Annotated in this window: 18 protein-coding genes; 7 read left to right on the forward strand and 11 right to left on the reverse strand. The window is 59.9% G+C overall.

All coding sequences use genetic code 11. The annotated features are described in order from the left end of the window. Window positions 1-87: 87 nt before the first annotated feature. Genes fabI through fabA form a run of 3 tightly spaced genes read right to left on the reverse strand, consistent with a single transcriptional unit; the run spans window position 88 to window position 2,690 of the window. On the reverse strand, window positions 88-894 hold the full coding sequence (fabI, locus tag ACS4RS_RS07180) for an enoyl-ACP reductase FabI (protein WP_439011533.1): 807 nt from the start codon (window positions 892-894) through the stop codon (window positions 88-90). A 4-nt stretch (window positions 895-898) separates the two neighbouring features. Further along, window positions 899-2,131 carry a beta-ketoacyl-ACP synthase I gene (fabB, locus tag ACS4RS_RS07185; RefSeq protein ID WP_439011532.1) on the reverse strand — a complete coding sequence of 411 codons (1,233 nt, stop codon included), beginning with the start codon at window positions 2,129-2,131 and terminating at the stop codon, window positions 899-901. Window positions 2,132-2,174: 43 nt separating this feature from the next. Further along, window positions 2,175-2,690: a 3-hydroxyacyl-[acyl-carrier-protein] dehydratase FabA gene (gene fabA, locus ACS4RS_RS07190; RefSeq protein ID WP_047617348.1), complete on the reverse strand. Its 516-nt coding sequence runs from the start codon at window positions 2,688-2,690 to the stop codon at window positions 2,175-2,177. A gap of 300 nt (window positions 2,691-2,990) precedes the next feature. Between fabA and irrA the strand changes: the two genes are divergently transcribed. Continuing rightward, window positions 2,991-3,410, forward strand: a complete 420-nt coding sequence (irrA, locus tag ACS4RS_RS07195; RefSeq protein ID WP_439011531.1) for an iron response transcriptional regulator IrrA — start codon at window positions 2,991-2,993, stop codon at window positions 3,408-3,410. An 8-nt stretch (window positions 3,411-3,418) separates the two neighbouring features. On the opposite strand, the gene ACS4RS_RS07200 is transcribed toward irrA, so the two are convergent. After that, window positions 3,419-4,054, reverse strand: coding sequence for a TRIC cation channel family protein (locus tag ACS4RS_RS07200; RefSeq protein ID WP_439011530.1), 636 nt, complete (start codon window positions 4,052-4,054; stop codon window positions 3,419-3,421). Window positions 4,055-4,229: 175 nt separating this feature from the next. Between ACS4RS_RS07200 and ACS4RS_RS07205 the strand changes: the two genes are divergently transcribed. Continuing rightward, on the forward strand, window positions 4,230-4,703 hold the full coding sequence (locus ACS4RS_RS07205; RefSeq protein WP_439011529.1) for a hypothetical protein: 474 nt from the start codon (window positions 4,230-4,232) through the stop codon (window positions 4,701-4,703). Between the two features lies 1 nt (window position 4,704). Here ACS4RS_RS07205 and ACS4RS_RS07210 read toward each other — a convergent pair whose 3' ends face one another. Together ACS4RS_RS07210 and ACS4RS_RS07215 are read right to left on the reverse strand one after the other, a co-directional pair. Continuing rightward, complete coding sequence (locus ACS4RS_RS07210; RefSeq protein ID WP_439011528.1) at window positions 4,705-5,493, reverse strand: ElyC/SanA/YdcF family protein; 789 nt, start codon at window positions 5,491-5,493, stop codon at window positions 4,705-4,707. Window positions 5,494-5,561: 68 nt separating this feature from the next. After that, on the reverse strand, window positions 5,562-6,284 hold the full coding sequence (locus ACS4RS_RS07215) for a DUF1275 family protein (RefSeq protein ID WP_439011527.1): 723 nt from the start codon (window positions 6,282-6,284) through the stop codon (window positions 5,562-5,564). A 329-nt stretch (window positions 6,285-6,613) separates the two neighbouring features. Between ACS4RS_RS07215 and ACS4RS_RS07220 the strand changes: the two genes are divergently transcribed. Beyond that, entirely contained in the window at window positions 6,614-7,771 is a 1,158-nt protein-coding gene (locus tag ACS4RS_RS07220; RefSeq protein ID WP_449313931.1) for an alpha/beta hydrolase, read from the forward strand. 11 nt (window positions 7,772-7,782) lie between these two features. Next, the gene (locus tag ACS4RS_RS07225; RefSeq protein ID WP_449313932.1) at window positions 7,783-9,720 is read left to right on the forward strand and encodes a mechanosensitive ion channel family protein; all 1,938 of its coding nucleotides are present in this window, start codon (window positions 7,783-7,785) and stop codon (window positions 9,718-9,720) included. 27 nt (window positions 9,721-9,747) lie between these two features. Here the strand turns inward: ACS4RS_RS07225 and ACS4RS_RS07230 are convergent, their stop codons facing one another. Together ACS4RS_RS07230 and ACS4RS_RS07235 are read right to left on the reverse strand one after the other, a co-directional pair. Then, window positions 9,748-10,107, reverse strand: a complete 360-nt coding sequence (locus ACS4RS_RS07230) for a hypothetical protein (RefSeq protein ID WP_439011524.1) — start codon at window positions 10,105-10,107, stop codon at window positions 9,748-9,750. Window positions 10,108-10,168: 61 nt separating this feature from the next. After that, complete coding sequence (locus ACS4RS_RS07235) at window positions 10,169-10,813, reverse strand: helix-turn-helix domain-containing protein (protein ID WP_439011523.1); 645 nt, start codon at window positions 10,811-10,813, stop codon at window positions 10,169-10,171. A 157-nt stretch (window positions 10,814-10,970) separates the two neighbouring features. Here ACS4RS_RS07235 and ACS4RS_RS07240 point away from each other — a divergent pair, with 157 nt between their 5' ends. Then, window positions 10,971-11,951 carry a hypothetical protein gene (locus ACS4RS_RS07240; RefSeq protein WP_439011522.1) on the forward strand — a complete coding sequence of 327 codons (981 nt, stop codon included), beginning with the start codon at window positions 10,971-10,973 and terminating at the stop codon, window positions 11,949-11,951. Between the two features lie 52 nt (window positions 11,952-12,003). Here the strand turns inward: ACS4RS_RS07240 and ACS4RS_RS07245 are convergent, their stop codons facing one another. From ACS4RS_RS07245 to ACS4RS_RS07255, 3 genes are all read right to left on the reverse strand, one after another. Further along, window positions 12,004-13,785, reverse strand: coding sequence for a hypothetical protein (locus ACS4RS_RS07245; RefSeq protein WP_439011521.1), 1,782 nt, complete (start codon window positions 13,783-13,785; stop codon window positions 12,004-12,006). 93 nt (window positions 13,786-13,878) lie between these two features. Beyond that, window positions 13,879-14,547: a response regulator gene (locus ACS4RS_RS07250; protein ID WP_439011520.1), complete on the reverse strand. Its 669-nt coding sequence runs from the start codon at window positions 14,545-14,547 to the stop codon at window positions 13,879-13,881. Further along, window positions 14,513-15,763 carry an ATP-binding protein gene (locus ACS4RS_RS07255; RefSeq protein WP_439011519.1) on the reverse strand — a complete coding sequence of 417 codons (1,251 nt, stop codon included), beginning with the start codon at window positions 15,761-15,763 and terminating at the stop codon, window positions 14,513-14,515. Before ACS4RS_RS07255 ends, ACS4RS_RS07250 begins: the two co-directional genes overlap by 35 nt. A gap of 278 nt (window positions 15,764-16,041) precedes the next feature. On the opposite strand from ACS4RS_RS07255, the gene ACS4RS_RS07260 reads away from it, so the two are divergent. Both ACS4RS_RS07260 and arcA read left to right on the forward strand, forming a co-directional pair. Continuing rightward, entirely contained in the window at window positions 16,042-16,395 is a 354-nt protein-coding gene (locus ACS4RS_RS07260; protein WP_439011518.1) for a hypothetical protein, read from the forward strand. Between the two features lie 146 nt (window positions 16,396-16,541). Next, window positions 16,542-17,771, forward strand: coding sequence for an arginine deiminase (gene arcA / locus ACS4RS_RS07265; RefSeq protein WP_439011517.1), 1,230 nt, complete (start codon window positions 16,542-16,544; stop codon window positions 17,769-17,771).

Here is a 17,771-nt window from a genome sequence, read left to right on the forward strand (position 1 = left end):
CGACCTCGATACCAAGCATTCCATCGATAGAAAAAGGCCGTGCGCATCAACTGCGCACGGCCTTTACATTTCAAATCGAGGGAGCGTCTACTCCACGTCCGCCCTGCGCAGCGTGTCCAGTGTCGGCATGGAGGTGACGTTGAAGCCGGCGTCGACGAAATGGATCTCGCCGGTGACGCCGGCGGAAAGGTCGGAAAGCAGGTAGAGAGCCGAATTGCCGACCTGGTCGATGGTGACGGTCTTGCGCAGCGGCGCATTGCGCTGGTTCCAGGAAAGGATCGCGCGCGCATCCGAGATGCCGGCGCCGGCGAGCGTGCGGATCGGGCCGGCCGATATGGCGTTGACGCGGATGCCGCGCGGGCCGTAGTCGGCGGCGAGATAACGCACCGAAGCCTCGAGCGCTGCCTTGGCGACGCCCATGACGTTGTAATTCGGAATGACCCGCGTCGAGCCGTTATAGGTCAGCGTCAGCATCGCACCGCCGTCTTCCATCAACGGCGCGCAGCGCTTGGCGATCTCGGTGAAGGAGAAACAGGAAATGACCATGGTGCGGCTGAAATTCTCGCGCGTCGTATCGGCATAGAGACCCTTCAGCTCGTTCTTGTCGGAAAAACCTATGGCGTGGACGATGAAATCCAGCTTGCCCCAGCGTCCTTCGATCGCATCGACCAAGGCATCGACCGAGGCGATGTCCTCGACGTCGCAGGGCATCACGAAATCCGAGCCGACTTCGGCTGCAAGCGGCTTGACGCGCTTGCCGAGCGCATCGCCCTGATAGGTGAAGGCGAGTTCGGCACCCTGTGCGGCAAGAGCTTTTGAAATTCCCCAGGCGATCGAGTGGTTGTTTGCGACACCCATGATGAGGCCGCGCTTACCCTGCATGATTCCAGTCATTTTATTATCCGTTATAGCGCTGGAAGACGAGCGTGGCGTTCGTCCCGCCGAAGCCGAAGGAGTTGGAGAGGGCGATATCGATCTTCGCATCGTCGATACGCTTGCGCACGATCGGCACGCCTTCGAATTCGGGATCGAGCTCGGTGATATGGGCGCTTTCGCCAATGAAGCCTTGCTGCATCATCAGCAGGGAATAGATCGATTCCTGCACGCCGGCCGCACCCAGCGAATGGCCAGTCAGCGACTTGGTCGACTGGATATGCGGGATCTTGGCGCCGAACACCTCGCGGATGGCGCCGATTTCCTTGCTGTCGCCGACCGGCGTCGAGGTGCCGTGGGTATTGACGTAGTCGACCTCGCCTTTGACGGTGGCGAGCGCCTGGCGCATGCAACGGATGGCGCCCTCGCCCGAGGGGGCGACCATGTCATAACCGTCCGAGGTTGCGCCGTAGCCGACGATTTCGGCATAGATCTTGGCGCCGCGGGCCTTGGCGCGCTCGAGTTCCTCGAGCACCAGCACGCCGGCACCGCCGGCGATGACGAAACCGTCGCGGTTGACGTCATAGGCGCGCGAGGCGCTATCGGGCGTGTCGTTGTACTTGGAGGACATGGCGCCCATGGCGTCGAAGAGGTTGGACATCGTCCAGTCGAGATCCTCGTGGCCGCCGGCGAACATCACGTCCTGCTTGCCCCACTGGATCATCTCGGTGGCGTTGCCGATGCAATGCGCCGATGTCGAGCAGGCCGACGAGATCGAGTAATTGACGCCGTGGATCTTGAACCAGGTGGCGAGCGTGGCCGATGCGGTCGAGGACATCGCCTTCGGCACGGCAAAGGGACCGATGCGCTTCGGGCTGTTGTTCTTGATGGTGATCTCGGCCGCCTCGATCAGGGTGCGGGTAGACGGGCCGCCGGAGCCCATGATGATGCCGGTGCGCTCGTTCTGAGCGTAGTCCTTCTCTTCCAGCCCGGAATCGGCAAGCGCCTGTTTCATGGCGACATGGTTCCAGGCGCCGCCCTGCGACAGGAAGCGCATGGCGCGGCGATCGACCAGTTCGGTGAGCTCCGCAGCGCCGAGCTTGGGGCTGCCCCAAACCTGGCACTTGAAGCCGTGCTCTGCGAAATCGCTGGAGAAGGAGATACCGGACTTTGCCTGCCGCAAGGATTCGGTGACTTCGGCGGCGTCGTTTCCGATCGAGGACACGATACCCAGACCCGTGACAACTACCCGTCTCATCTGATCAAACCTTTTTTGTTTCGTGAGCCGCTCAAGATGCGGTTCAGGCCGTCTTGTCTTTCGAGAGACCGACACGAAGATCGGCCGCCTGATATATGGTTTCGCCGTCAGCCTTCAGCCAGCCGTCGGCTGTGCCGAGGACCAGGCGGCCGCGCATAACGCGCTTGAAGTCGATGCCATATTCGATCAGCTTCGTGTGCGGGCGGACCATGCCCTTGAATTTCACTTCGCCTGTCGAAAGCGCCATGCCGCGGCCCTCCTCACCGAGCCAGCCCAGGAAGAAGCCGGTCAGCTGCCACATGCCGTCAAGGCCGAGGCAGCCCGGCATGATCGGATTGCCTTCAAAATGGCAGGGAAAATACCAATCGTCGGGGCGTACGTCGTATTCGGCCCTGAGATACCCCTTGTCGAAAGCCCCGCCCGTTTCGGAAATATCGGTGATGCGGTGAACCATCAGCATGGGCGGCAGGGGAAGCTGCGCATTGCCGGGCCCGAACAGCTCGCCATGTGCGCAGGCGATAAGTTCGTCGTACGAGAAGCTGGACTGTCTGGTCGTCATAAAGTTTCTTTTCCCTCCCGCGTGAGCCCATGGATGTGAACGTGTAGTCCAAGTTCTTCAGAAAATGAAGCGCGAGCAAGGCAGCTTCATTCATGCTCCCGGACCAAGCTTGCGCTATTATTTGGTGGTCGCATACAGGAAGGCCAGGGCTCCGACCAGACCTATTTGCGTTAAAAGCCGGTTTTGGCGGCGTTTATCAGGCTCTTGTCCCCATTGAACTATTGAAAGGCTCCTGTGCAAAAGTTATACCCCTTGAAGAAACATGATTGAATTATGCAGGAATAACCGGAGTTGGTCTTGATGACGGGTGCACTCCCGATCGCCATAGAGGTCAGGCTGCGCGGCGCGGGCCTGCGCCCTACCCGCCAGCGCGTCGCGCTCGGCGATCTCCTGTTTGCCAAGGGCGACCGGCATTTGACGGTCGAGGAACTGCATGAGGAGGCGGTTGCCGCCGGCGTGCCAGTGTCACTGGCAACCGTCTACAACACGCTGCATCAGTTCACCGAAGCCGGCCTCATCCGCGTTCTCGCCGTCGAGAGCGCCAAGACCTATTTCGACACCAATGTTTCCGACCACCACCATTTCTTCGTCGAAGGCGAAAACGAGGTGCTCGATATTCCCGTCAGCAACCTTACGATCGCTAATCTGCCGGAGCCGCCTGAAGGCATGGAAATCGCCCATGTCGACGTGGTGATCCGGCTGCGGGCGAAACAGGCCTGACGCGCCCGTCACATGACATCGTCGGGGTGCCGGCCGGGCTTGTGCCTGTAGGTCGGGAAGGTCCAGCCGAACCATAGGGCGCCGCCGCGCACCGCAAAGGCCGCCACGACGCCGCAGGCAGACGCCAGATAGAGCGGCATTCCCAGCGCATTGGCGAGCGTGAAAACGCTAGCGCCGATAAGGGCGGCGGTCACGTAAATCTCCGGCCTGAGCAGCACCGAGGGCTCGTTTGCCATCAGATCGCGCAGAATGCCGCCGAAGGTCGCCGTCAGCGTGCCGGTGACGATCGCAATGGTCGGTGAGCCGGTGGCGGCGAGCCCCTTGGCGGCACCGAGCACGCAATAGGCGGCAAGACCGATCGCATCCAGCCAGATCAGCAGGCGATAGCGCGATTCCAGCAGGTGGGCGGTGAAGAAAACCACGACGCCCACGACGCAGCAGACGACGATATAGGCCGGGTTCAGCACCCAGAAGACCGGCACGCGGCCAAGCACGATATCACGCACGGTGCCGCCGCCGGTGCCCGTCACCATGGCGAAAAATAGAAAACCGATCAGGTCCAGCTGCTTGCGCGAGGCGGCGAGCGCGCCCGTCGCGGCAAACAGTGCGATGCCGGCGTAATCGAGATAGACGAGCAAGGACATGCGAACCCCGGAACCACGGAATATTTCACCAAAAACCACGGCGGCAAGGGCGGCGCAAGGCGGTGCGGCCATAAAGATAATGTCTTTATTGATGCATGTCGTTGATCAAAAACCGCTGCACACTTTGTGGGCGACATGCATCGGGCTGCAGAGCCTTATCCAAAAGAGGAAAGCCGTGAAAACGCTGGTGTTCGCCGTTCTGAATATTCTCCTGCTGGTGATCATGCCGGCTGTGGCCTTCGGCCAGCAATCGCTGATCTCCGATCCGGAGATCTACGAGAAGAAACATTTCCAGGAGCAATGCAAGACGGCCGAATTCGCCGATGGCTTCGTCACCCGGCAGGACATCAACAATGACGGGCTGATCGATGCCGTGGTCAACGAGGGCCTGCTGACCTGCGACGGGCAGAAGGGGCCGCAATGCAATGACGACGGCTGCACCTATAATTTCTACCTGCAGGTCGCCGAGGGCGGTTATTTCATGATCGCGACGGCGCAGATCTATGGCTACGACTTCGTCCAGCGCTTCGGCAACATGGTCCTGGCGATGAAGATGCATCCGCGGTTCTGCGACCGCACCGAAGGTGATCCCTGCATCGTGACCGCGCGCGTTCGCGGCACGAAGTTCGTCACCATTTCAAAAAAGTAACTCAGCGCGGATAAAGCTCCGAGGTCCGGCCGGCGAGATAATAGCCGACCAGGCCGTACCATTCGCGGATCGCCGTCGCTATGTTCTGCGCGTTGAGGTTCGGCTGGGTGAAATCCAAACCCGCCTTCACCTGACCGTCGGTGCGATAATCGGTCGGCCAGGGGACGATATCGATGCCGAGCTTGCGGAAGATGCCGACGGAGCGCGGCATATGGAAGCCCGAGGTGATCAGCAGGCAATTGGAAAGCCCCTGGCTTGCCAGGAATTCCTTGGTGTTGACGGCGTTTTCGAAGGTGGTGCGCGACTGCCTCTCCTCGATCAGGCGATCCCTGCCAACGCCGAAGAGCGGGAAGAAGCGCTCGGATGCTGCCGCATCACCTTCATAGACGCCCGAGAGGGAGCCGTCGCCGCCTGACACCAGAATGCGCGACTGTGGAAATTTCTGCGCGAGCCGCAGGGCTTCGACGAAACGGTCGGCCGCGGCGTTGAATTCGATGCCGCGGCGCGCCGTGTTCACCTCATTTTCGAAGCCACCGCCGAGCACGATCATGCATTGCAGGCTATCGGGGTCGGCGGCGGGTTTTGCGAAGCGCTGCTCGAGGCCTTGCATCATGAGGTTTCCGGCCGTGGTGTAGAGCGTGACGAAGAGGATGAGGGCCGAACCCGTTGCGCTAAGGATACTCAACGTCCGCCAGCGCAGCAGGCCGGCAATGAGGGCAAGGAAGACGAGGAAGAATGCCAGCGACAGCGGCTGGGCGAAAATCCACACAAGCTTCGAAATCAGGAACAATACCTACTCCTTGTGGATGGGCGGCGGTCCTTCCTATCCGATTCGACGGTAACAGGAATGCGACGGCTTTATTTCGCCCGCGCGACGGCCGGTCGACGTGGCGCCACCCTGTGGTTGAAGCGCCGCTGAAGCGGCCGCGGAATGAACACGGCGGCAAGTGCGAGCACCATGGCGAAGAGAGACACCAGCCACAGCGCGTGCGCACCGGTCAGCCGCGTCAGGACGGCGCCGGCGATCGCCCCGAGCATCATGCCACCCCAGGGCACGATCTGGATCGTCCATTCGATATGGCGATCGCCGATGATCCAGCGACCGATGCCGCGGCCGAGGCGCGATAAGGCGCCTGTAACATAAGTCAGCCCGATCGGCAGTCCCTCGATATGCTCGACGGCAGCGTTTACCATGCCCATGGCGAAAGCGATCATGTAGAAGCCGGCGAGCAGAAGGCCCTGCATCGTCATCATCGAGGCGAGCGCCAGGACGAGACCGACACAGCCGAGCACCACGAAAATGCGGCGCTCGGAGACATGCGCGATGACGATGCCTGCCGCATTGCCGAGCACGAAAACCAGGATGGCGGAGATCAGCACCGCCGCATGGTAGAGATTGCCGTCACTCAGGGCGAGCGCCGCCCGCGTCGTATTGCCGGTCATGAACGAAACGAAATCGCCGGTCAGCAGCAGTCCGGTCGCATCCGTCATGCCGGCAAGAAACGAGATCGAGCCGACCAGGCCAACCCCCGTCAGGGTTCGTCGGGTACGGATGAGGCGGCGGCGTCTTACTCTGGTCATGACTGTTGGTCCTGAGGCCGAATCACTGAAATTCCGGCAGCAAATATACATGCTGTTGATTGAGGAGTTGGCAAAGACGATGTGACGGGTTTTAGACTAAAGAGACCTCGGCAGCTCACTCGGGCTGGATCGGACTTGTCGATCGATGATCTCGATTGTCTTGAAAGCCACAGATATTACGTGATGCTACAGGCGCCGATATAGCCCGCCTGCTAGTATCCAGGCTCGGAATGCCCCTATTGGGCGATTGCTGGATGCGTGAATGGCAAAGCGTAGCATGGCTCTTTTTCTTCCTTCTTCTAGCAAGTTGCGGGCATCCGGGCGGCGTGATGACGCCGGTTTCAACCTCATTGTCTTCATCGCCGATCCCGCCGACATCCAGGGTCGACATGCTGGTTGCGACCACGCGTGAGCCTTCCGGAAACCCTGCGACGCTCTTCAACGGCGAGCGCAGTTCCAAGCCGCATCTGACGCAGATCTCGATTTCGATCCCGGAAAAGCGCGAAGCCGGCACTGTGCAGTGGCCGAAGCGGCTTCCGCCCGATCCGGCCACCGACTTTGCCGTCACCCGTGTGCAGCCGATCGACACCGTGGCGCAGGGCCGCGTCTGGTTCCGGCAACATGTGCACGGCGGACATGCGCTCGTCTTCATCCACGGCTTCAACAATACCTATGAGGATTCCGTCTTCAGGCTGGCGCAATTGGTGCACGACAGCAAGATGCAGGCGACGCCTGTCCTGTTCACCTGGCCGTCGAGAGCAGAGATCACGGCCTACCAATACGACAAGGAAAGTACGAACTATTCGCGTACGGCGCTGGAGCAGGCGCTCCGCACGCTGGCAGCCGACCCCGACGTCAAGGACATCACCGTCATGGCCCATTCGATGGGAACGTGGCTTGCCATGGAATCGCTCCGGCAGATGGGGATACGTGACGGTCACGTCAATTCGAAGATCCACAACGTCATCCTGGCCTCGCCCGATATCGACATCCAAGTCTTCGCCAAACAATATGTGGAGATGGGTGAGCCGCGTCCGAAATTCACGATCTTCGTCTCCCAGGACGACAAGGCTCTTGCGGTTTCGAGCTTCATTAGCGGACGCGTTTCCCGCCTCGGCGCGATCAATCCGGCCGAGGACCCCTACCGCTCGAAGCTGGAAAAAGCCGGCATCACCGCCATCGACCTGACGAAGGTGAAGACCAACGACAAGCTCAATCACGGCAAATTCGCCGAAAGTCCCGAGATCGTCCAACTCATCGGCCAACGCCTCATGACTGGCCAGACCTTGACCGATTCCAAAGTTACGCTGGGCCAGGGCATTACGGCCGTCGTCGGCGGAACGGTATCGACTATCGGCACTGTTGCCGCGACCGCCGCCGCGGCGCCGGTTGCGATCATCGAACAGCCCATCATGCGGAAGAGACCGCCGCGATCCGCCAATGAGACGCTCGACGGCGACCTGAAGCAGCAGACGCTGACGCAGTGAGGAGTTCCAGGTTGAAATGGCTTCTTTCCTTCACCGCCGCTTTTCTCTTCGCGTTAAGTGCTCTGGCGCAGACGCCGCCAGCGGGCCCGCAGCAGAAGATCGACGACCTCGTGCGCCTGCTGCAGGATCCCGAGGTGAAGGCCTGGCTGGATAGCCGCAAGGCGGAGAGTGCGCCTGTGACACCTGCTTCACCGGCGGGCAATTCGGCCTTGGCCCGGTGGGAGGCCGGCGCGCGCGGACGTGTGAACGCAATTCTGGCGGCGATTCCGGCGATCCCGGCAGAGGTGACGGCGGCGGCAACACGAGCGAGGCGCGAAGCTGCCGGAAGAGGCTATGCGCCCGTCTTCGTCATATTCGGCGGCCTGGTCGCTTTCGGTCTCGCCGCCGAGGCGGTGTATCGCAGATTTACCGCGCGCCGCGAGGCATTTCTTGGCCGGCTTATCCCGGTCGGCATATTTGCAGGAGCGATGGGCATCGTCTTTTTCGCAGTGGAATGGCCGCCGCTCGCGCGGGTGACGCTCCTTGCCTATCTTTCGGCCTTTATCCTGTTTCGATTGGCGGCTGCGCTTCTGTCCGCGGCGGCAATGGGGTCTGGCCTGCGCGGCAGGCTGTTGATCCTGTTCGGGCTTATTTGTTTTGCGCTTGCCACCGCAGCCGTCGGCGAGCCACTTGGGGTTTCTCCTGAGATCAGCATTGCTATCAGCTACTGTTTCTCGGTGATCGTGCTGCTGCTTGGGATCGAGGCCGTGTGGTCGATCTGGGAAGGCAGCCGCACCTGGAAAGCCGCGATAACGGCCTACCTCGTCGTCCTGTGGCTCATTTGGTGCCTCAATATGAAAGGCCTGTTCTGGATCGGCATTTACGCGCTTCTGTTGCCGGGACTCCTGAAAGCCGTCGGTCGCTTAGCACTATCCTTCACCAGCGATCCAGGCAGCCTACGCGGCATCCTGATCGCCCGAGGCGCACGCACCGCGGTTATCATCCTTGCCGTGGGGTGGCTGGCGCTCATCTGGCATCTCAATCCAGACACTCTGGGCCAGCGCGACCCGACGATTGCCGCATTATATTACGGTGGCCTGAAAAGCGTCCTCATCCTCGTGGTTGCCGACCTTCTCTGGCAGCTGGCGCGGGGCTGGATCGACCGAACGTTGCGCGTATCGACGGATACAACATCACTCGCGCCGGCGGATGCCGCCCGGCGTGCGCGGTTTCGCACACTTCTGCCGATTTTTCGCAATGCATTGGCCGTCGCTGTTGCGGTCATGGCGGGACTGATCGTGCTGGCGCAACTGGGTGTACAGATCGGTCCGCTGATCGCGGGAGCGGGCATCTTCGGTGTTGCCATCGGTTTCGGCTCTCAGACCTTGGTCAAGGACATCATCAACGGTGTGTTCTACATGCTGGACGACGCCTTCCGGGTGGGCGAATATATTCAGGCCAAGGACTATAAGGGGACGGTTGAGAGCTTCAGCCTGCGCTCGGTTCGTTTGCGCCATCATCGCGGCCCGGTGTTCACCGTGCCGTTCAGTGAACTGGGTGCTGTCGAGAACATGAGCCGGGACTGGGTGATCGACAAGTTCAGGATCACCGTCGGCTTCGATACCGATATAGACAAAGCACGCAAGCTGACCAAGAAGGTCGGAGCCGATCTGATCGAAGATCCTGAACTTGGCCAACACTTCCTCGAGCCGCTGAAAATGAAGGGCGTCGAGCAGTTCGGCGACTATGGCATCGTGTTGAGCTTCGCCATGACCACCGTGCCGGGCATGCAGACCTATATCCGCCGCAAAGCCTATGCCAAGATTCGCGAGGTGTTCCTCGCCAACGGCATCGCATTCGCGCAACCGACGGTGCAAGTCGGAGGCGACGACAAGGGCGGCGGAGTGGCAGCCGCCGCTCAAGCGATCCGCACGCAGCAGGCGGCAAACGCGACGACGCCGGCAAAGTGACGTCGACGGCGAAGCGGATGAAAGGCGCTAAGGTTTCAGATCATAGGCCTGATGCGATGCACGAAGCTCCACCAGCGTCTTGCCTACACAGCTGCCACCGCCGGCACCGCCGATTGCCCTTGCCTGTCCATCCAGCCTAATCGTGCCGGCGATCCGGTCGGATGCGACATAAGTCGCCACGCCGTCCCGCGAGACACGCGATATGTAAAAGGCATGGTAGGTTTCATTGTACTTGCAATGGATGACCAATGGAAGCTGAGAGAAAGGATCGTCCTCAGCATGGGTGGCGGGCAATTGAAAAATCGCTACCAAGACTGGGACGACGACCAAGCGAGCAAGAGCTTTTTTGGCCAATCCGATCGATACTCGGCGGGACGCATGTGTCATGTTTCAATCCTTCCGTTATGACTGCAGCGCCGCGTTGTTCAGACGAAAGGACGCCGGATTGCTAAATCGCCAAGGCGATGAGCGCATCTCGGTCGAGAAGCCGAACAATCCGTTGCGATTTGCCGGCAAGACGAAGGACGCGTTTTTCTCGGAGCTTCGTGAAAGAGCGGGCAACCGTTTCGACCGTCAACCCGAGATAGTCGGCGATATCGCTGCGAGACATCATCATATCGAATTCCGGATCCTCGGGATGGCGGTCGGCCATCTCCTGAACGAAGGCGGCAAGGCGCTTCAAGGCGCTCTGCTCGCTGATGATGAGTTGTTTGCATTGCGCCTTTGCCAGATTCGTCAGGGCAATTTGCAGAAGGTCGATGGGGACGATCGCGATCTGGTTGGTGGGAAACGGTCGCACCCGCGTTTCGCAAATAGCCTCTGCAAAATCGGTTCGCACGTTGCCGTTTTCGAGCCCGAACCATTCACCCTTGCCGCAGAAGGATAGGATGTGCCGCTGGCCGTTCGAACTCAGGCGGTAAATCCGCACGACGCCCGCTTCGACCTGGTAGATCGCAACGGCGTATTCACCTTCGCTATAGATCGTTTCATCGGCGCTGAGCTTGATCGACTGATCTTTGGCTGTCGCGGAAACGGATCCATGGTGGTGGCCGGGAACCGGTGTGTATTTTCCGATCGCGTGATCCTGAAACATGTGCGTCGTCCCCCATCCGCGTCCAGCATAGGCAATCGTTGCGTCCCCCGGTATTCGAGATACCCCTTACGTATTGTTACGGAAGCACGCGAACACCGACGGGTGTATAAAGCTATCGCCCCTTGAGAGTGATATGGCGGTATCGCGGGAGGTCTAGATGGCACCGGAAGTGGGAGGGGGCAGCCAGGCACGTCAAGACGCCGAAAGCGTTCGCGCGCAGCTTGATCGTATCCTCGCTAGCCCGGAATTTCTTGCGCCTGAACGCGGGCGCCGCTTCCTGCAATATATCGTCGAAGAGACGCTTGAAGGGCACGCGGATCAGCTCAAGGCCTCTACGATTGCACAGGCGGTATTCGGCCGTGATGCCTCCTTTGATGCACAGAACGATCCGGTAGTCCGCATCGAAGCGGGGCGTATCCGTCGCGCCCTCGAACGATATTATCTCGTCTGCGGAAGCAGCGACCCGATGCAAATCACCATTCCCAAAGGGGGCTATGCTCCGCATTTTTCGAGCGATGAAGACACCTCGAACATTGAGGCCGCCGATCCGGCAAATCGTGAGAACAAGCACCGTCAGCCAGGGCATGAGCGGCGTCAGTCAGGGCATGAGCGACCAATCAGTTATCGCGATCTTCTCTTGCCGGTCGGCATTCCGGCCCTCTTCGGGGCGATGGCGGTACTCGCCCTCATCCGCCCGCTCGAATCCTACCTCTCACCGCCGAAAACGCCGCCCGCTCCTGCCGCCTCGACATTGGAGAGCAAGATCAGGATCGTTGTCGAACCCTTCGTGGCCCTCGGCGGCACCCCGCGCGGGGTGGATTTTGCCAAGGGACTGGTCGATCAGCTGATCGCCAAGCTCATGAAAGTGGACAGCCTCGTCGTACTTGCTCCCGGCCGATCCGGCATGGAGACAACCGGCTCACTGTTCAGTCTGCAGGGAAGTACCCTTGTCGAGGGCATGATTCTGCATCTGCATGTCCGCCTGATCAACGGCGCCGACGGCGCGGTCGTCTGGGCAAATCAATATGATCGTGAGCTGCGCGATCAAACCATTCTCGATGTCGAGGACGAAGTTGCCACTCAGATTATTATGGAAATTTCAAGCAGCCGCAAACTGAGCGCAGGCCCGCTTCCATAGCGGTATTGCACGCGACGGTGCTTCAGATCGCTGGCGGTCATCCACTCGCAGTTCATCCTCCTGATGGCAGGTCAACGGGCACCCCCGCGGCGCGCAGGCCGGCAAAGAACCTTTCCTGATCCTCCGAGCGCTGCAAGCGCAAGGAAATCTCCTGGCGGATGTTCGTCATCAATGACGGCGCGTGGGTCTGGAGCCAATCCCGCTCCAGCCTGGCCTCGTCAATTTTCCCCGCGGCGCCGAGAATGGACAGCAAGGCAAGGTGGCGCATGGGATTGAAATCGAGATCCGATAGTCGCGACCATTGTTCCGCCGCTTCGATATCGCCTTTCATAAAGGCGCACATCGCCATACCGGCCTCGTAAGAGCCTCTCGGGCCGGCATTCTTGTCAAGCGCGATCGATATCAACTCGCAACCCGATTGCCATTTTCCCGACATCGCCAATCGCAAACCGTACTCTCCCGCGACTTCCACATCATGCGGATCCGCGGCATAGGCTGCCGTCCCGGCCGCCAGTGCCTTGTCGATATCTCCCCGGAAGAAGTTTACCAGCATAACGGCACGCAGCACGCGGGGATTGTCCGGCGCCAGCGATGCCGCCCGCTGCGCCGAAGCCGTTGCCAATGCGAGGGGTTCGGCCGAAGACGGCGTACCGAGCCTGTAGCGAAATCTCATTTCATCAAGATAGACCAGGGACAAGAGCGCCCATGACGTCGCATTATCGGGGGTCCGCCGGGTCGCCCGTTGCAGGCAGTCGCGCACCGCGCCGTGGCTTTGCGCCGTCATCGCCTGGAGATAGCTGTCATAAGCGTGGGTACAGGCGTGGGCGTCCAGGTCCGCCTTCTGCGCCGCCCGCGCGATCACGGCTGTGTCGGCTTGAAAGATGGCGGCGCGCTGGGCCTGCGTTATCGCACCGGCGATTTGCCGGGCGATATTTGTTTGAATCCCGAGCTTATTCTCAGCGCGAAGATCGGCATCGAAATTATTGGCCCATATGACTACCCCATCTGCCTGACGCACCAGCCTGGCAACCGAGCGCAACCGGCTTCCGTCCATCTGGACGTTGCCCTGAAGCGCGTAGTCGGCAGCAGCCGCATGATCGCCCGCCGGCGGATCGGCGACCACGACGATGTCATCGAGCTGGGCAAGCCGGCCGATAATATCGTCTCTCAGACCCCCGGCGATATCCGAACTGGTATCGATGGAGCTGCTTTCTGCAAAAAGCTCGACAGCGACCGTTGGCGGGGAGACTTGCGACGGCGATGGCCTGATAGGGTCACCTCGCACCACAAAAAATGCCGATGCAAGAGCGAGAAGAGGAAGAATAAGGATGGTCAGCAAACCGGTTGTGAGGCCACCAGCAATCGGCGGACCGCGCGTCTCTCGAGGCGAATGACTTTGATCCGCGAACTCTGCGATCCGCTCGTTTGCCGGGTCTCCTTCGGTCGGAGACGGCACCGACGCATCGCGGGTATATTCGAAATGCGGCACGTAGCCGCCTTTCGGCACCGTAATAATAACGTCGTCCGCCCGGCCGGCGACGAGATAATAACGTTCCAGGGCCTTTCGGATTCGCCCCGCCTCGATCCGGACGACCGGATCGTTCTGAGGGTCGAATGACGCTTCCCGACCGAAAACCACATTAGCAATGGTAAACGCCTTCAGGAAGCCCGATCGACCAGCGAGCGTCTCGTTGACGACAAATTCCAAAAAATTTCGCGCGCGCTTCGGCGCGTGAAATTCTTCACTTGCCAGAATTCGCTCGACTTGGCGGCAGATTTCCTCAGCCGTCGGTCCAAGACTGCTGAATACATCGATGTTTGTTGCGTTTCTCACGATCGCCCCTACGATTAGATCACGCAATTATGTAAGCATTTTCTAAATCATCATATCGCAGGAGCTTCCAGTTGCAAGCATCGTTTTTCGAAATTACCGGGCGAAGGCTGGCCAGGCATTGACCGCCGAGAGCCGCCCGGTTTCGGCTGACTGCTCAACCGCATCGATGGCGATGGCCATGCGCATGAGTTCTGCAAGATTGCGAGCTCCCATCTTGGCCATCACGTTGGCACGGTGGACTTCAACCGTGCGCGAGCTGATGCCGAGATGATAGGCGATCATCTTGTTCTGCAAACCCTCGAGCACGCCGGTCAAAACCTGATGTTCGCGGTCCGTGAGCTGGTGAACGCGTGCCGCGACGCTTTCGCAATCGGCAACTGCGCGGCCCGGCCGCCTTTGCCCCATTGCCACATTGATCGCCGCGATCAACGCCCCCTCCCCGACAGGCTTTTCCAGGAAATCCGAAGCCCCCGCCTTCATCGCCTGAACGGCTGCCGCGATATCGCCCTGGCCGGTAATGACGATCGCCGGAATGTCGATGCTGAATTGGCGCAGGTGGTGGAGCAGTTCGATGCCGTCGATATCAGGCATACGCAGATCCGTCACAAGGCAGCCTCTGCCCGAAAGAGGTAGAATATCCAAAAATGCTTTTGCGCAGCTATGCGCCCGCACGGCAAAACCTGCCGACACCAGCAGGAACGTCAAAGATCGTCTCAACGCTTCCTCGTCATCGACGAGATGGATCGTAAGGTCGTTCGCCATCGGTTTTGGTCTCCACCAGCGGAAGCGAGAACGAGAAGACTGAACCGCTCTCCGTTCTTGGACGCGCGCTTATGCGGCCTCCATGCGCCTCGATAATGCGCTTGGACAACGCCAAGCCCATTCCAAGGCCATGCGGTTTGCCGGATACGAAGGGGCGAAACAGCGTCTCTTCCATTTCGGCCGCAATCCCGCAGCCATTATCGGATACCTCAACAACGAGATGCGAGGAATCATCTATTTTTGTCCGGATCGCAATCGAGGGCTGCTCAACACACTCGGTCGCCTCCAGGGCGTTGCGAACGAGGTTCGTGAGCACCTGCACGATCTGAACGCGGTTTCCAAGGACGGTGTCCTGCACGGCTTCGAGCCGAAGGTCGGTGTGAAGGTCCTTTCGCCGCGACCCAATGAGCGCGAGCCTTGTCGCCCTATGGATCAGCTCGTGCATCGCCTCGGGTTTCGTTTCGGCAGCACCACGCTCTGCGAATTCTCTGACGTTCTGGACGATACTTCCTGCCCAGAGCGCGTGCTGCGTAATTTCCGACAGCGCTTGGCGAAGCTCTTCACCGCCCTGGCGACGGTTGCTCACGACAAGGCGCCCGCATCCTTCGGAATAAGCTGCGATTGAGGACAGCGGCTGGGATAGTTCATGGGCGAGCGTGGATGCCATCTCTCCCAGTTCAGTCATTCGCGCCAGACGGGCAATCTGACGCTGCAGCTCCTGAACTTGCTCCAAGGTCTCGCGCTCTGTTCGAAAGTCCTCGAAAATCGCTGCCGTGAAGGCGCCTTTTTCGTCATGCTTCCTGATAATCGTAAGAGCGGCCGGAAATTGAATTCCGCTCTTGGTAATCGCCAGACCGGCGCGCACCGCCCCCTGGTCTGCCCAGCGTCCATTCAATTGAACATTCGGTGTCGAACGCCAGGCAAAGCCGATTTTTTGGCCGATCAATTCGCTCTCTTCATAGCCAAACATTGCGACCGCAGCCTTGTTGCAAGCTGAAATTCTATGACCGTCACCGATAAAAAACACCGCGTCCGGCATGTGTTCGTGGAGTTGCCGGATCCAATCCATTCGCAGCTGGCTGTTTTCCTCACGCAAGGCAATCGGCGCCTCGCGAGGCAGCGCTTGCGATGTGCCGGGTGGGACTTGTCCTGCGACGACTGCGACGGTGGAACCGACTTCGGCGACGACACGCGGCGCCTCCATCTTGATTGGCATGATGGTCTCCTCCGCCCCTTGAGAAGTCTTGGCTCAATGGACCGTCGTTATCCTCCAGAATAAGCCACGATACCACCATTAGGCGGGCAATCCGCGTAGTATCGCGTAGCCTCTATTGTTCTTGCCTCGCAGACTTCTGGCGCAACGTCATGGCTGGCGTCCTTCGTCGCCATTGATCCGGCTCAATGCCTGCGCTTCGTTGTTCCACTATCGTGAAAAGCAGAGGGGTGATGCCCGTGAGCACGCGGGAGACCACAAAGAATACTGGCGAATCAGCGATGGCGAAAGTTCGTGGGATCTATTTCCGCAGACGGCCCAGGATTGCCAAAACATGCCGGTTGCGTGATTGGCCTGCCGGAATAGCAGCCTCGTATCCGGTCGACGCGGTGGATCGTCGGCTGGCGGACACTCGGGAGGGTTCGGTGATGTGGCGATTGCCCGTCGAAGCTCCGTTCGAACAGGATATAGAGCTCGCCGTCATCGACGACGAAGGCGTCCACGCCCTGGTTTTTCCTTGCCAGCGTCGCCTCGATGGCTGGGTCAACGCCGTAACCGGCGAAGTGCTCGACATTCATCCTACCCACTGGCGCCTATGGCAAATCCATCGATGCGATGTTTCAGGTCTCCAATGAACTCCTGGGCCGCAGCTGGCGAAGGGGCTGCAACATACTGTGCCATGGATTGTCTGCGATCAATGACAGGAGCGAGCGGGCCGCAATAATCTGGTTTTCGCAGAACGGACCGCGGCCGCGGCCTGGAAGATCGGAAGGAGGACCACATGCGTGGTTTCGGGGTTCACTCGGAGGTCGGGAAATTAAGAACCGTCATGGTTTGCAAACCGTCTCTGGCGCATCAGCGCCTGACACCTGCCAACTGCCATGACCTGCTTTTTGACGATGTCCTATGGGTGCATGAGGCTCAGAAAGATCATTTCGATTTTGTGCTGAAGATGCAGGAAAGAGGCGTTGAAGTTCTCGAGCTCCACGACCTGCTTGGCCAGACGCTTGCAAATAAGCAGGCGCGCGATTTCCTATTGGATCGGCGTATTACTCCGAATGTGCTCGGCTCGCAGATTGCCGAGGCGATGCGGCCTTGGCTTGACGAAATGCCGGCCACACAGCTCGCCGCGTTCATGATCGGCGGCATCGCGATCGCCGATCTGCCTGAAGTCAAGGCCAAGTCGCTGATGCTCAGCGCTTTGCCGGAAACGGATTTCGTCATTCCGCCGATCCCGAACACGCTGTTCCAGCGCGACCCCTCGTGCTGGATTTACGGCGGCGTGACCTGCAACCCGATGTTCTGGCCGGCAAGACGCGCAGAGACGCTGATCCAGCGCGCAATCTATAAGTTTCATCCGATCTTCCTCGGGGGCGATTTCCAGATCTGGTGGGGCGATTCAGACCTTCCGTTCGCCAATGCGTCGATGGAGGGCGGCGACGTCATGCCGATCGGCAACGGCACCGTGCTGATCGGCATGGGCGAGCGTACGACCTATCAGGCCGTCGGCCAAGTGGCGCAGTCCCTGTTCAGGAGCAAGGCTGCCAAGAGGGTGATCGGCTGCCTGATGCCGAAGAGCCGGGCGGCAATGCATCTCGATACCGTTTTCAGCTTTTGCGATCGCGATCTCGTCACGCTGTTTGCCGAGGTCGTCGACCAGGTCCGCTGCTACAGCATGTATCCGAAGGACGACGAGGGCACATTCGAGATCCAGCCTGAAACCCGGCCGATGCTCGATGTCGTCGCCGAAGCGCTCGACTTGCCGCGATTGCGCACCGTCGAGACCGGCGGCAATTCCTATCAGGCCGAACGCGAACAATGGGATGACGGCAACAATGTCGTTGCGCTCGAGCCCGGCGTCGTCGTCGCCTACGACCGCAACACCTATACGAATACGCTTCTACGCAAGGCGGGGATCGAGGTCATCACCATTCGCGGCTCCGAACTCGGCCGCGGCCGGGGTGGCGGGCACTGCATGACGTGCCCCATCTGGCGCGACCCCGCTTACTGA

The organism is Rhizobium sp. F40D2 (assembly GCF_051810745.2).
GTDB lineage: Bacteria > Pseudomonadota > Alphaproteobacteria > Rhizobiales > Rhizobiaceae > Rhizobium.

Bases quoted from the DNA above. Each gene is read 5' to 3' on its own strand.
- ACS4RS_RS07255 (WP_439011519.1), bottom strand. From the start codon at position 15,763: ATGCCAATCAAGATGGAGGCGCCGCGTGTCGTCGCCGAAGTCGGTTCC.
- ACS4RS_RS07220 (WP_449313931.1), top strand. From the start codon at position 6,614: ATGACGCCGGTTTCAACCTCATTGTCTTCATCGCCGATCCCGCCGACA.
- ACS4RS_RS07240 (WP_439011522.1), top strand. From the start codon at position 10,971: ATGGCACCGGAAGTGGGAGGGGGCAGCCAGGCACGTCAAGACGCCGAA.
- arcA (WP_439011517.1), top strand. From the start codon at position 16,542: ATGCGTGGTTTCGGGGTTCACTCGGAGGTCGGGAAATTAAGAACCGTC.
- ACS4RS_RS07215 (WP_439011527.1), bottom strand. From the start codon at position 6,284: ATGACCAGAGTAAGACGCCGCCGCCTCATCCGTACCCGACGAACCCTG.
- ACS4RS_RS07235 (WP_439011523.1), bottom strand. From the start codon at position 10,813: ATGTTTCAGGATCACGCGATCGGAAAATACACACCGGTTCCCGGCCAC.
- ACS4RS_RS07250 (WP_439011520.1), bottom strand. From the start codon at position 14,547: ATGGCGAACGACCTTACGATCCATCTCGTCGATGACGAGGAAGCGTTG.
- ACS4RS_RS07230 (WP_439011524.1), bottom strand. From the start codon at position 10,107: ATGACACATGCGTCCCGCCGAGTATCGATCGGATTGGCCAAAAAAGCT.
- fabA (WP_047617348.1), bottom strand. From the start codon at position 2,690: ATGACGACCAGACAGTCCAGCTTCTCGTACGACGAACTTATCGCCTGC.
- fabI (WP_439011533.1), bottom strand. From the start codon at position 894: ATGACTGGAATCATGCAGGGTAAGCGCGGCCTCATCATGGGTGTCGCA.
- ACS4RS_RS07200 (WP_439011530.1), bottom strand. From the start codon at position 4,054: ATGTCCTTGCTCGTCTATCTCGATTACGCCGGCATCGCACTGTTTGCC.
- fabB (WP_439011532.1), bottom strand. From the start codon at position 2,131: ATGAGACGGGTAGTTGTCACGGGTCTGGGTATCGTGTCCTCGATCGGA.
- ACS4RS_RS07260 (WP_439011518.1), top strand. From the start codon at position 16,042: ATGGCGAAAGTTCGTGGGATCTATTTCCGCAGACGGCCCAGGATTGCC.
- irrA (WP_439011531.1), top strand. From the start codon at position 2,991: ATGACGGGTGCACTCCCGATCGCCATAGAGGTCAGGCTGCGCGGCGCG.